General features: G+C 65.0%; 12 protein-coding genes. 7 read left to right on the top strand and 5 right to left on the bottom strand.

The window, feature by feature from the left end; all coding sequences use genetic code 11:
- The first annotated feature begins 70 nt into the window (after nucleotides 1–70).
- Complete coding sequence (locus QFZ46_RS07225; RefSeq protein ID WP_307359874.1) at nucleotides 71–958, top strand: bifunctional methylenetetrahydrofolate dehydrogenase/methenyltetrahydrofolate cyclohydrolase; 888 nt, start codon at nucleotides 71–73, stop codon at nucleotides 956–958.
- Between the two features lie 25 nt (nucleotides 959–983).
- Here the strand turns inward: QFZ46_RS07225 and QFZ46_RS07220 are convergent, their stop codons facing one another.
- A complete protein-coding gene (locus tag QFZ46_RS07220; RefSeq protein WP_307359872.1) occupies nucleotides 984–1,910 on the bottom strand; it encodes a LysR family transcriptional regulator in 927 nt (308 codons plus the stop codon).
- A 140-nt stretch (nucleotides 1,911–2,050) separates the two neighbouring features.
- On the opposite strand from QFZ46_RS07220, the gene QFZ46_RS07215 reads away from it, so the two are divergent.
- The 6 genes from QFZ46_RS07215 (at nucleotide 2,051) to QFZ46_RS07190 (ending at nucleotide 8,605) form a co-directional block, all read left to right on the top strand.
- Nucleotides 2,051–3,403 (top strand): aminomethyl transferase family protein, encoded by a 1,353-nt coding sequence (locus tag QFZ46_RS07215; RefSeq protein WP_307359869.1) that lies wholly within the window; start codon nucleotides 2,051–2,053, stop codon nucleotides 3,401–3,403.
- A gap of 172 nt (nucleotides 3,404–3,575) precedes the next feature.
- The gene (locus tag QFZ46_RS07210) at nucleotides 3,576–4,040 is read left to right on the top strand and encodes a MaoC family dehydratase (protein ID WP_307359868.1); all 465 of its coding nucleotides are present in this window, start codon (nucleotides 3,576–3,578) and stop codon (nucleotides 4,038–4,040) included.
- Nucleotides 4,037–4,942: an SDR family NAD(P)-dependent oxidoreductase gene (locus QFZ46_RS07205; RefSeq protein ID WP_307359867.1), complete on the top strand. Its 906-nt coding sequence runs from the start codon at nucleotides 4,037–4,039 to the stop codon at nucleotides 4,940–4,942. Before QFZ46_RS07210 ends, QFZ46_RS07205 begins: the two co-directional genes overlap by 4 nt.
- Nucleotides 4,911–6,536 (top strand): AMP-binding protein, encoded by a 1,626-nt coding sequence (locus QFZ46_RS07200; protein WP_307359865.1) that lies wholly within the window; start codon nucleotides 4,911–4,913, stop codon nucleotides 6,534–6,536. Before QFZ46_RS07205 ends, QFZ46_RS07200 begins: the two co-directional genes overlap by 32 nt.
- Before the next feature lie 21 nt (nucleotides 6,537–6,557).
- Nucleotides 6,558–7,433, top strand: coding sequence for an amidohydrolase family protein (locus QFZ46_RS07195; protein WP_307359864.1), 876 nt, complete (start codon nucleotides 6,558–6,560; stop codon nucleotides 7,431–7,433).
- Nucleotides 7,430–8,605, top strand: a complete 1,176-nt coding sequence (locus tag QFZ46_RS07190) for an acyl-CoA dehydrogenase family protein (protein ID WP_307359863.1) — start codon at nucleotides 7,430–7,432, stop codon at nucleotides 8,603–8,605. The genes QFZ46_RS07195 and QFZ46_RS07190 overlap by 4 nt, the downstream gene beginning before the upstream one ends.
- A 13-nt stretch (nucleotides 8,606–8,618) precedes the next feature.
- Here the strand turns inward: QFZ46_RS07190 and folE are convergent, their stop codons facing one another.
- The 4 genes from folE to purU form a co-directional block, all read right to left on the bottom strand.
- Nucleotides 8,619–9,227 (bottom strand): GTP cyclohydrolase I, encoded by a 609-nt coding sequence (folE, locus tag QFZ46_RS07185; protein WP_307359861.1) that lies wholly within the window; start codon nucleotides 9,225–9,227, stop codon nucleotides 8,619–8,621.
- Nucleotides 9,214–9,822 carry a PadR family transcriptional regulator gene (locus QFZ46_RS07180; protein WP_307359859.1) on the bottom strand — a complete coding sequence of 203 codons (609 nt, stop codon included), beginning with the start codon at nucleotides 9,820–9,822 and terminating at the stop codon, nucleotides 9,214–9,216. Before QFZ46_RS07180 ends, folE begins: the two co-directional genes overlap by 14 nt.
- Before the next feature lie 103 nt (nucleotides 9,823–9,925).
- Entirely contained in the window at nucleotides 9,926–11,332 is a 1,407-nt protein-coding gene (gene ligM, locus QFZ46_RS07175) for a vanillate/3-O-methylgallate O-demethylase (RefSeq protein WP_307359857.1), read from the bottom strand.
- Nucleotides 11,333–11,376: 44 nt separating this feature from the next.
- Nucleotides 11,377–12,261: a formyltetrahydrofolate deformylase gene (gene purU / locus QFZ46_RS07170; RefSeq protein WP_307359855.1), complete on the bottom strand. Its 885-nt coding sequence runs from the start codon at nucleotides 12,259–12,261 to the stop codon at nucleotides 11,377–11,379.
- Between the last annotated feature and the right edge of the window lie 15 nt (nucleotides 12,262–12,276).

Below are 12,276 nucleotides of genomic sequence, written 5' to 3'. Positions count from 1 at the left end.
GTTCCGGCCCGCTGTCACGGGCGGGCCGGAACAGCGTCTTCCGTACTCATCCTCGATCGACGGGACATTCATGACTGCGCAGAAACTGGACGGTGCGGCCACGGCCGCCGCCATCAAGCACGAGTTGGCCGAACGTGTCAGCCGCCTCGCAGCTCAGGGGATCGTTCCCGGGCTGGGAACTCTGCTCGTCGGAGATGATGCGGGCTCCCGCTCGTATGTGACGGGCAAGCATCGTGACTGCGCGGAGGTCGGCGTCGCATCGATCCAGATCGAGCTGCCCGTAACCGCGACGCAGGAGGAGATCGAGGCGGCCGTCCGCGAATTGAACGCCGACGCAAGGGTCACCGGTTTCATCGTTCAACTGCCGTTGCCCGAGGGGGTCGACGAGAATCGCATCATCGAACTGATCGATCCCGTGAAGGATGCCGACGGCCTGCACCCGACGAACCTCGGACGTCTGGTTCTGGGAGTCGACCCTCGCACTGCCGTGGAGGCGCCTCTGCCGTGCACGCCCGCAGGAATCGTCGAGCTTCTCACGCGCTATGACGTGCCTCTCCAGGGTGCGCATGTCACCGTCATCGGAAGAGGAATAACAGTAGGTCGCCCTCTCGGTCTTCTGCTCACGCGCAAGGGTACCGACGCCACCGTCACACTGACGCACTCCCGCACGGCGGATCTCGCCGCAGAGGTCCGGCGCGCGGACATAGTCGTCGCCGCCGTCGGGGTACCTCATCTCGTGAAGGCGGACTGGATCAGACCAGGTGCCGCGGTCCTCGACGTCGGCGTGACCCGAGTGGGAACGACGGAATCGGGGAAGGCGCGGCTCGCGGGGGACATCGATCCAGCCGTGGCCGAAGCAGCCGGCTGGATCTCACCCAACCCGGGCGGCGTCGGGCCCATGACGCGCGCGATGCTGGTCGCCAATGTCGTGGAGGCGGCGGAGCGCAGCATCCGCTGAGGAGTCGATGCCAGGCCCATCGACGTCACGGCTGGCGCGCGTCGCCGTGAATCGCGAAGAAGCGGCCGGAGGAACCGCGCACTGCGTCGGTGACCGTCGTGGACAGCCAATCGAGCGCGGCAGTGTGCACAGTCGTCGCACGACGGTAGAGGTGCACCTCTACCGGAGGCATCGCGAACGGAAGAGGTCCGACGCGGATGGGCCACGTCTCCGCCCAGCCGTCGGCGATGCTGTCCGGCACCGTGGCTATCAGATTCTGCTGCGTTGACAGCAGGGGTGGCAGTGTCGCCCAGTGGTCGATGATCACGGATGCCTCGAAGCTCGCGCCGGCGCGTCGCTGAGCCGCCTCGAGCTGGTCGTGCCCCGAGTCGCTCGAGACCACGACATGATCTGCATCCGAATACTCGCGCACACTCAGCATGTCCGGCAGCGTGCTGCTGCGTGACATCGCGACACCGTACGACTGCGACTTCAGGAGTGTGCGCTCGAAGCCGGGGATCGACGCTGTACTGATCGCCAGGTCCACCGCCCCGCGGGCCAGCCACGACGGCAGTTCCGCCGGCTGGAGTGCAACAACGGCGAGGCGGATGTGCGGCGCTGCTGCGCGCACGGCGGAGAGGATCGCCGGGAACCAGCCGATCTCTCCGAGCTCGGACAGGGCGATGCGGAAGAGTCTCGTGGAGTCGCTCGGATCGAATCGATGCACGGCATCCAGCGTTCGATCGATCCCCGCCATCGCCTGCCGAAAACCGGGGTAGACCGAGTCGGCCAGCGGGGTAGCATCCATTGATCGACCATTGCGGCGAAACAGGGGGTCATCCAGTTCACGGCGCAGCCGGGTCAAGGATTGACTCACCGCAGGTTGGGTGACGAAGAGTCTGCGCGCCGCGGTCGTGAGGTTTCGCGCTTCGTAGATGGCGACGAAGACCTTGACCAGATTCAGGTCCATCATCGGCCGTGCGTCGAGCCTTCGGAGCGTGCACTCCGAAGGCTAAGCAACTCTCTCGCAGTCATAAGTGAATCTTATCCGCAACGCTGATGAGAAGAAGCACGACCTCAGTAGACTCGGGGCGACATAACAAGGGAGTTCACATGTCACAGACAGCTGCAGATGTCATCGCACAGGCGGGCGGAGTGCTGCCCGCGCTGCGGAATGCGCCCGGCCGGCCGACGGTGTTCCCGGTCACGCCTGAGTTCTCGAACTGGCGATCCGAGCAGCGAGCGTGGCGGGACTCCGTTGCCCTCCTGGATCAATCGCATCACATGACCGATCTGTTCATCTCGGGTCCGGACGCTCAGCGGCTGCTGTCGGATGTGGCGGTGAACAGCTTCGCAAAGTTCCCCGCCGGTTCGGCGAAGCAGTTCATCGCAGTGAATCACGAGGGCTACCTGATCGGTGACGCCATCCTCTTCCACCTCGACCAGGGCGTATACGACCTGGTCGGGTGGCACATGGTGATCGACTGGCTGCAGTTCCACGGCGAGACCGGCGATTACGATGTCACGTTCGAGCGTGACGGCAACTCCTTGGTGCGCGAGGGCGATCCGAAGCTCTACCGCTTCGAGGTGCAGGGGCCCCACGCGCTGGCGCTCATGGAGAAGGTCACCGGGGCGCCCGTGCCGGCCACCAGGTTCTTCGGCATGGCTGAGTTCGAGATCGCGGGCGTTCGCGTGAGTTCACTGCGCCACGGTATGGCGGGTCAACCTGGATTCGAACTGTTCGGACCGTGGGCGGATGCAGAGCGGATACGAGAGGCGCTGATCGCGGCCGGCGAAGAGTTCGGGCTCGTCCTGGTCGGCTCGAAGGCATACTCCTCGGCCAATCTCGAGTCGGCGTGGGTGCCGTCGCCGATACCGGCGATCTTCACCGGACCAGCTGCCGACGACTACCTCGCCTGGCTCCCCGCGGCACGGTTGGGCTCGTTGGCGGGAAGCTTCGACGCGGATGATGTCGAGGACTACTACCTGACTCCGTACGACCTGGGATACGGCCGCAGCGTGGCGTTCGACCACGACTTCATCGGTCGTGAGGCGCTCGAGCGGATCGCCGTCGCGCCCCGACGGGTCAAGGTGACCCTCGTCTGGAATCCGGATGACGTCGCGGCGGCGCAGCGTTCGCTGCTGGAAGAAGGTGTGCCCGCGAAGTACATCGACTTTCCCAAGGCGCGCTACGGGCAGTATCAGATGGACCGTGTCCTGCTCGAAGGTCGCGCGGTGGGTATCTCGCATGACTGCGGGTACATCACCAACGAGCAGGTCTTCGCGTCGCTCGCCAGTGTTGACCAGGACGCTGCAGCACCCGGCACTGAAGTGAGCGTCGTGTGGGGCGAAGAGCCGAACTCGGAGAAGCCGGCCGTCGAGCGGCACCGGCAGGTGTCGATCCGAGCGGCTGTCGAACCCGCCCCGTACTCGAGGTTCGCTCGCGAGAACTATCGCTCGAACTGATACGGGTCCACGAGAAACGCCGAGAAGCGGCCTTCACTCCCAGCGGGAGCGAAGGCCGCTTCCTGGTGTCGGACGTATATGGCGATCGCCGATCATTTCAGGTAGCCTGATATCACGAGCGATGATGCTCGACGTGCACAGCGCGTCGGCAGGATGAGAAGGATGCACCGCGATGACGCCAGCCACGACTCTGTTCACACCGGTCGAAGAACTCTCCGATATCCAGGGCGACACATTCGGCCCCTCCGAGTGGCGGGAGGTGACGCAGGACGACGTCAACCTTTATGCGCGTGTCTCCGGCGATGACAATCCGATTCATCTCGACGAGGACTTCGCTGCAGCCACGCCCTTCGGAACGCGGATAGCTCACGGCATGCTCACGCTCGGCCTTGTCGTTCCGTTGATGCGCGAGGTGTTCGAGGTGACCGGGTTCAGCATGGGGGTGAACTACGGCATGAACAAGGTTCGCTTCCCCGCGCCTGTTCCCGTCGGTTCGCGCATCCGTGTTCGCGGCGAGGTCCTCGCCGTCCAGCCGATCGCCGACGGATCGCAGATCATCGTTCGCGTCGTGTTCGACGTCGAAGGCAGTGAGAAGCCTGCGTGCGTGGCGGAGCTGGTTCTGAGGTACTACCGATGAGCGTCGCGATTCGCCTGGATGGCAAGTCGGCGATCGTCACCGGTGCCGGACGCAGCCTCGGTCGCGCCTACGCGATCGCGCTCGCCGCAGCCGGGGCATGCGTCGTCGTGAACGATGTCGATGCTGAGAGCGCTGAGCAGACTGTGACGGCGATCCGCGAGGCCGGCGGCCGCGCGATCTCCGTCATCGCGCCGGTGGGCCCGAGCGCGACGGCGGAGGCCCTCGTCGCCGCCGCCCAGGAGGAGTTCGGCCGGATCGACATCCTCATCGCCAATGCAGGCGTGCTTCGGGACCGCGTGCTCTGGAAGATGGGGGACGACGATTTCGACCTCGTCACAGAGACGCACCTGCGCGGATCGTTCACCTGTGGTCGCGCCGCTGCGATCGGCATGCGAGAGCAGGGGGAGGGCGGTCGCATCGTGCTCATCGGCTCACCGGCAGGACAGTTCGGAAGTTTCGGACAGACGAACTACGCGGCAGCCAAGGCCGGCCTCGTCGCGATGGCACGCACCTGGTCGCTGGAACTCGCCAAGGCGGAGATCACCGTGAACGCCGTCATCCCGACTGCGCTGTCACCGATGACCGCCACGATCCCGGCGTACACGAAGGTCTACGAGGACTACGTGGAAACCGGCGTGATCCCTTCCGAATACCGCCGTGATCACGCACTGGGATCGGCAGAGGATGTGGCTCCGCTCATCGTCTGGCTGGCCTCCGATCAATCCGCCGCTGTCACCGGCCAGGCGATCGGGGTCGGCGGAGATCGACTGACTCTCTACTCGCACCCTGCAGTGCTCAAGACCTTGGACCAGGACGGCGGATGGTCGCCGGAGCAGATCGACGCCGCATGGCGCGAGGATCTCGCCGATCTTGCACAGCACTCCGGGCCGCGGGTGGCGTGACGTGCGCGCGCACTACTCCGATGTATGGCAGGCGATCACCCGGGTGATTCCTGAGCATGTCGCGATCCGCACCGCCGATGAGGAATGGTCGTACGCGCGATTCACGCGTGAGGCCGGCGCATTCGCCGGCGCACTGGCGGACCGCGGGGTGGGGAGAGGGGATCGAGTCGCGCTCCTGTTGTACAACCGTCCGGAGTTCCTCATCGCGCTCTACGCATGCCTCGGGGCCGGGATAACCCCTGTGCCGTTCAACTTCCGATTCCGACCGAGCGAGGTCGCGGCGCTGCTGGATGATTCGGGCGCCAAAGCGCTGGTGTACACGACCTCCCTCGCCGACGTCGTGGCCGACGCCGTCGCACAGTCGACGGGCGACATCGCCCTGATGCAGGTCGATGACGACGGGGCATCCGCAGACGCTCCAGGGGTCACCTGGGACGATGCGATCGCCGTGGACGCGCAGCTCCCCGCCCACGCTCCGGACGGTGCGGAACTGTGGATCTACACCGGCGGTACGACCGGCCGACCGAAGGCGGTTCGCTGGGATGCTCAGGACATGTTCGAGGTCCAGATGTTCTCGACGTATACGCTCGCGGGGCTCTCGTGGCCCCAGACGGTGTCTGACGCGGCGAGCATCGCCTCCGGACCGGACATGCCGTTGATGGTGAACCTGCCGCTCGCGCCGTTCATGCACGGGACCGCGCTGACGACATCCATGAACACGTTCACGCTCGGGGGGACCGTGCTGGTGACGTCATCGCCGAAGCTGGATGCTGACGCAGCTGTGCGTTTCGCGAACGACGCCTCTGCGACGCGGATCATCGTGGCGGGCGACGCGGTCGCGGTGCCTCTCGTGGATGCAATCGAGAGGCTGGGTCAGGGGCTGCCGACAGTCACTTCGGTGATCAGTTCCGGAATGCGATTCAGCCCCGAAGTGAAGGCGCGTCTGCATGCGGTCGCCTCCCTCACGGTGATCGATCTGCTCGCCTCGTCCGAGGGCGGCGCATTCGCGGTCACCACGACCACCGGCCTGCAGGATCTGCCGGGTCGTCCTCGCCTGCAACCAACGGCCACCGTGCTCGACGACGATCGACGCGAGGTCCACGACCGCCCAGGTGCGCTGGGCGTGTTGGCGCAGCGCGGCGCACTGCCGATCGGCTACCACGGCGACCCGGACAAGACGGCGGCCACTTTCCCCGTGATCAATGGCATCCGGCATGTGGTGCCGGGGGACCTCGTGCGTGTTCAGGAAGACGGCTACTTCGAGTTCCTCGGTCGGGGCAGCGGGGTGATCAACTCGGGCGGAGAGAAGGTCTACCCGTTGGAGGTCGAGGAGGCGTTGCTGACGCATCCGGGAGTCGCTGACGTCGTCGTGGTCGGAGTACCCGACGCGCGGTTCGGTGAGATCGTCACGGCGGTCGTCGAACGAACCGCGGAGAGCGAGGTCACGGCCGATGAGCTGATCGACTTCATCGATCCGCTCCTCGCCGGGTACAAGCGGCCGCGACACATCCTGTTCCGCTCCAGTATGGAACGGACACCGACGGGAAAGGTCGATCTCGCTCGGATGCGCGCATTGATAGCCCTCGACCGATAGCCCGACCAGAGGGAACCACGAATGAACCTTGACGCCATCCGCGCGATCGATACCCACGTCCACATCCAGGTCGATGATCACGGCCATTTCGGTGCGACGGATGAGCAGCGCGAGGGGATGGATCGATACTTCGGGACATCAGATCCTGCGCTCAGCGTCGACGAGACGGCTGCCTACTATCGCGAGCGCAGGATGCTGGCCGTCGTCTTCACGGTTGACGCGACAACGAACTCCGGGCGGCGCCCGAACAGCATCGACGACATCGTCGCCGGAGCTCAGCGCAACCCGGATGCACTCATCGCGTTCGGTTCCGTCGACCCGCTCCAGGGGCCGGCGGCCATCGAGGAACTGCATCGGCAAGCGGACGATCTCGGTGTGCGCGGATTCAAGTTCCACCCGACGGTGCAGGGATTCGACCCCTCGGGCGAGGAGTTCATCCCGCTGTTCGCCGCGATCGAGGAGCGTCGCCTTCCGATCGTGGTGCACACGGGACAGACCGGAGTCGGCGCCGGTTCCCCGGGCGGTCTCGGGTTGAGGCTCGGCCTGTCGAACCCGATCCTCCTGGACGATGTCGCGGCACGGCATCCCGAGCTGCAGATCATCATGGCGCACCCGAGCGTTCCGTGGCAGGACGAGGCGATCTCGATCGCAACCCACAAGTCCAATGTCTGGATAGATCTGTCGGGGTGGTCTCCGAAGTACTTCAGTCCCGCACTCGTGAGAGCATCGCGGACGTTCTTGAAGCGGAAGGTGCTGTTCGGATCGGACTTCCCCGCGATCACGCCGGACCGATGGCTGGCGGACTTCGAACGGCTCGATCTCCCTGAGGATGTGCGAGGACTGATCCTGAAAGAGAACGCCGTGCGCCTTCTCGAGTTGGATACGGTCACGTCATGAGCGAAGCGGCTGATCTGTATCCTGGCGACCTCCTCGGGTTCGCGAACGCACTGACCCCCGTAGAGGTGGACAAGATCCGGCGTCTTCGGGCCTTCCTCGACGCCGAGATCCGTCCCGTGCTCGCGGAACGATGGGAGCAGGCTGCGAACCTCGGCGACTTCCGGGCGGGACTCGCGCAGCTGAGACTGCTCGACGATCCCGCTCTCGTCACCGAGACCGGTGCTGTTCGGGAGCTGTACCGCGGCTTCGTCACGCTGGAGCTCAGCCGTCTCGACCTCTCCGTTTCGATCCTCTATGGCGGACAGGCGAACATGTTCCGGACGCTGATCCACGCCGGCGGCTCCCCGGAGCAGATCGAGGAGTGGGATCGAGGGATCCTTGATTTCACGTTCACAGGATGCTTCGCCCTGAGCGAGCCGGATCACGGATCGGACATCGCCGGCGGCATGGAGACTGTCGCCCGAAGGGCAGGGGACGGCTGGATTCTCGATGGCGCGAAGCGGTGGATCGGAAACGCGACGATCTCCGACAACATCGTCGTGATCGCGCGCGAGCAGGACGGCGATCGCATCCTCGCCTTCGTGGTGCCCACGGAATCCGAGGGCGTCGAACGCCGCGTGATCGAGCACAAGGTGGCCGCGAGGATGGTGCACAACGCGGAGGTCACGTTGCGCGGCGTGGCCGTTTCCGAGACACGGCGGCTGCCGCGGATCGAGAGCTTTCGCGATGTGAACCGCGCGATGCGCGAGTTGCGTGCAGACGTCGCGTGGAGTGCGGCGGGGATGCAGCTGGGTGCATACGACGCTGCCCTTGCCTACGCCACGCAGCGGACGCAGTTCGGCCGCCCCATTGCGGGCTTCCAATTGGTTCAGGAGAAGTTGGTTCGCATCGTCGCGAACATCGCACAGACACTGTCGTTGGCGTGTCGAACGGCAGAGGCGCCCGCCGATGATGCCGCGGCGAGCCTCGTGAAGATCGTCGTCGCAGATCGGCTGCGCGAGTCCGTCGCGCTCGCGCGCGAGACGCTCGGAGGTAACGGCATCCTGCTCGAGTATGACGTCGCGCGCTTCTTCGTCGATGCCGAGGCGATCTACACCTTCGAAGGCACGAGAGAGATGAACACCCTCATCGTCGGGCGAGCGATCACGGGACTCAGCTCATTCGTCGGCTGACCTCCTGAACCGGCTACGGTGCAGTCGAGACGCGCGCCTCTGCGGTTTCGAGCATAAGACCAGGCACGACACCGATTTTCGCGATCGTGACGGCACGCGCTTCCGAGGCGCGGGGCTCCATGTGCGAGACGCAGCCGTGCGTCGCCTCGATGCGCACGCAGACACCATGCGGCCGAAGCACTGCCATGACGGCGTTCGCAAGATCGCTGCCCAGTCGTTCCTGCAACTGCGGTCGGCGGGCAGCCACCTCGACAGCTGAGGCGAGGCGACTCAGGCCGGCGAGGTGCTCACGGGGTGCGTACCAGATGTCGACCGTCCCCTCGAAGGGGAGCAGGTGATGCTCGCAGAGCGAGGAGAATCTGATTCCTGTGAGGCCGACCACGTCGCCGATCGCCTCGGCGTCATCCAGGAGGACGGGCGCGCCGAGCGCCGATGCCGGATCCACTCCGACTCCCGAGAGCATGCTGATGAGCAGATCGGCGACGCGCTCCGGCGTGCGTTGCAGACCACGGCGGTTGGTGTCCTCGCCGACCGCCGTGAGGAGATCGCGAACTGCGCTGGCCGCACGCTCGCGATCGATCTCCTGCACGAACAAGGGTGCGTTCTTCTCAATCAGGGACATCGTCGTCCACCTTCTCCTTCTCGAGCCGAGTAACGAGATCCAAGCCGCGCTGCGCCCAGTTGATCTCGACCTGCGCCCTGTCGACGAGGCCCTGATACGCGAGTCTCTTGTATTCGATCGTGGCCTCCCGATCGCCGTCAGGCATCTTCTCGAGCCGTCGGACGAGCATCGGATTGCTCACATTCTGAATGTGGGTGAGTTCGCCTTCGAACTGCGCCAATTCGCCCTCCCATACCTGGATGTGCTTCCGGAAGAACTCCCGGGCAGACTCAGGGGAGGCGGATTCGAGGTAGGCCGCTCGAAGATGGGCGGGGTCCCGTACACGCTGATAGTCCAGCGGGGAGCCCATCCACTCCATGAATGCCCTGTCGCCTTCGGGAGTCACGTGGTAGACCCGGCGCGTACCGCGCGCGCCTCGGAGCTGATCCTCGCCCTCCACGAGACCAGCGGCCTCCATCTTGCGCAGCTCAGGGTAGATCTGCGAATCGGGGGCGTGCCAGACATGTCCCACCGACTGCGAGAACTGCTTCTGCAGGTCGTACCCTGACAGCGGGCCGACGCGCAATATCGCGAGAAGTGCGTAGCGAAGACTCATGAATCTCCCTCGGTCGTATCGGGCCGACGGGGGATGTCTCGCCGGAACGCGTGAGGGTGGGCTGAGGCAACCTCGGCACCACCCTCACGCATCACCGAATCGGTCAGGCCGACTGGTAGTTGGTGCGCCAGCCACCCTGGTAGGTCTGACGTGCCACGGTCGAGTATGGCACGGGGCTCACGACGACACGGACTTCGGTCTGCTCGTGCGGTTCGACGGAGGCCTTCGTGGTGCCGCCGTCCGGTTCGCCCCAGACGACCTTCAGCTCAGTGCCCTCCGGCACGTCGTGATCGACGAGGCCCAGGGAAAGGCCGCGACGCTCGTTGGCGCTGTATCCGGTGAACATCGACAGGCCGACGTTATTGCCGTCCGCGTCCACGATCGAGTCGTAGTTGGCGGAACCGTAGTTCGCCAGTGGAAGGTCGAAGAACTTGTAGTTGGGCCCGTCGACGTTCAGCAGTGACGTCCACACCTTGCCGAGGTCTTCGGCATCCCATGCCAGCGTGACCTTGCGACGCTGCGTGCTCGGGTCGATCTTCTCGAGCGCGGAGCGTCCGATGAAGTCGTGATCGAACTTGATGAAGTTGCCGTACCCGAGCTCCCACGGGGTCAGGTAGTAGTCCTCGATGTTGTCGGAGACGAACGACCCCGCCAACGTGCCGGTGGCCTCATAGCTGTCAGCGCCGAGCCACTCGCGGTATCCGCGCTCGGCCTCGCCGGTGTAGATCGCCGGGAGGGGGGAGGGGATCCAGCCGGACTCCAGCGTGTTCGAAGGGTAGGCCCGAGAGCCGACCGGCAGGAGTCCGAATTCTTCGCCCGCCTCGACGATGGCGTCGCGGATGATGTCGTGGTCAGCGTAAGGACCCCAGATCTCCAGGCCGGGCGCACCAGCCATGCCGTGGCGGAGCGTGCGAACGTCCTTGCCGGCGATCTTCATGGTCGACATGTTGAAGAAGCCGAGCTTCTCCAGCGGTCCGCCGTTCAGCTTCTCGATGACGGCCCATGCGTTGGGTCCTTGGATCTGGAAGCGGTAGTAGTTGCGTGAGACGGCGTGGCCGTAGGGGCGCGAGGGCGAACGGCGGTCGGCCGAGATCTCGAGGTTCGAGTACCCGCCGGTCTCACCGTGGTACAGCAGCCAGTTCGACGCCGGCGCGCGACCCACGTACACGTACTCGTCCTCGGCCTCGCGGAAGAGGATGCCGTCGCCGATCACGTGTCCGGCAGCGGTGGTGGGAACGTACTGCTTGGCCTTGTTCACCGCGAAGTTCGCGACGGAATTGATCGCAGTGTCCGAGATGAGCTTGATGGCGTCAGAGCCCTTGAGGAAGACGTTGTCCATGTGGTGCGACTGGTCGTACAGTACGGCGGTGTCGCGCCACGCCTTCTGCTCCTTGATCCAGTTCTGGAAGTCCGCGGGGACGACCGGATAGATGTACGAGCCGATCTGGGAATTGCGAAGCAGGTCGACCGGGTTGGTCTTGTCGAGAATCTGCTGAAGGTTGTCAGCCATGAGTAACCTCTGTTCGTTCGTGGCGCCCTGGCGGGCCCCGGTTGTTATGGGCGGTCGTTGAAGACGATGGTCTGGTTGCCGTCTCGGATGATGCGGTCCTCGGCATGCCACTGCACGGCACGCGAGAGCACTGCGCGTTCCACGTAGGCTCCGCGCGCCTGCAGTGCGGCAGCATTCATGCGGTGGTCGACGCGAGCGACGTCCTGCTCGATGATCGGGCCCTCGTCGAGATCCTTCGTGACGTAGTGGGAAGTCGCCCCGATCAGCTTCACCCCGCGTTCGCGCGCCTTGCGGTACGGTGCGGCGCCGATGAAGGCAGGCAGGAAGGAATGGTGGATGTTGATCACCGGCACGTCGATCTCGTCGAGGAAGTCCTCGGAGATGATCTGCATGTAGCGGGCGAGGACGACGAAATCCACGTTGCCTTTGAGGAGATCGAGGATCTGACGCTCTGCCCCCGACTTGTCCGGCCCCTGCGATGGGATGTGGACGAACGGGATGCCGAAGGAGCGGACGTCTTCGGCGGCGTCGGGGTGGTTGGAGATCACCATCGGAATCGTCACCGGAAGCTCGCCCCGACGATGACGCCAGAGAAGCTCGAGCAGGCAATGGTCGCTCTTGGATACGAGGATCGCCATCCGCTTCGGCACCGACTGATCCGTGAGTCGCCACTGCATCCCGAACGGGGTCAGCGTCTTCTCGACGTCGGCCTCGATCTCTGGCAGGGCGGCCCCGAGGTCGGGCCCGCTGAAGACGACCCGTTGGAAGAACGTGCTCTCGTGCTCGTCTTGTGAGTACTGGTCGAGCGTGATGATGTTGGCGTCGTTCCGCGTGATCATGGCGGTGATCGCCGACACGAGGCCGGGCTGGTCCGGACCGTGGACGATCAGGCAGGCCTGAGGGTGCGGTGCGTGAGGTGATGTCGGCATGCGGGTTGTCCGTTC

It is taken from the genome of Microbacterium murale (assembly GCF_030815955.1).
GTDB classification, from domain to species: domain Bacteria; phylum Actinomycetota; class Actinomycetes; order Actinomycetales; family Microbacteriaceae; genus Microbacterium; species Microbacterium murale_A.
The sequence above is the reverse complement of the archived record's forward strand: the minus strand, read 5'-3'. Positions and strand labels throughout refer to the sequence as shown.

Bases quoted from the DNA above. Each gene is read 5' to 3' on its own strand.
- QFZ46_RS07225 (WP_307359874.1), top strand. From the start codon at position 71: ATGACTGCGCAGAAACTGGACGGTGCGGCCACGGCCGCCGCCATCAAG.
- QFZ46_RS07220 (WP_307359872.1), bottom strand. From the start codon at position 1,910: ATGATGGACCTGAATCTGGTCAAGGTCTTCGTCGCCATCTACGAAGCG.
- QFZ46_RS07215 (WP_307359869.1), top strand. From the start codon at position 2,051: ATGTCACAGACAGCTGCAGATGTCATCGCACAGGCGGGCGGAGTGCTG.
- QFZ46_RS07210 (WP_307359868.1), top strand. From the start codon at position 3,576: ATGACGCCAGCCACGACTCTGTTCACACCGGTCGAAGAACTCTCCGAT.
- QFZ46_RS07205 (WP_307359867.1), top strand. From the start codon at position 4,037: ATGAGCGTCGCGATTCGCCTGGATGGCAAGTCGGCGATCGTCACCGGT.
- QFZ46_RS07195 (WP_307359864.1), top strand. From the start codon at position 6,558: ATGAACCTTGACGCCATCCGCGCGATCGATACCCACGTCCACATCCAG.
- QFZ46_RS07190 (WP_307359863.1), top strand. From the start codon at position 7,430: ATGAGCGAAGCGGCTGATCTGTATCCTGGCGACCTCCTCGGGTTCGCG.
- folE (WP_307359861.1), bottom strand. From the start codon at position 9,227: ATGTCCCTGATTGAGAAGAACGCACCCTTGTTCGTGCAGGAGATCGAT.
- QFZ46_RS07180 (WP_307359859.1), bottom strand. From the start codon at position 9,822: ATGAGTCTTCGCTACGCACTTCTCGCGATATTGCGCGTCGGCCCGCTG.
- ligM (WP_307359857.1), bottom strand. From the start codon at position 11,332: ATGGCTGACAACCTTCAGCAGATTCTCGACAAGACCAACCCGGTCGAC.
- purU (WP_307359855.1), bottom strand. From the start codon at position 12,261: ATGCCGACATCACCTCACGCACCGCACCCTCAGGCCTGCCTGATCGTC.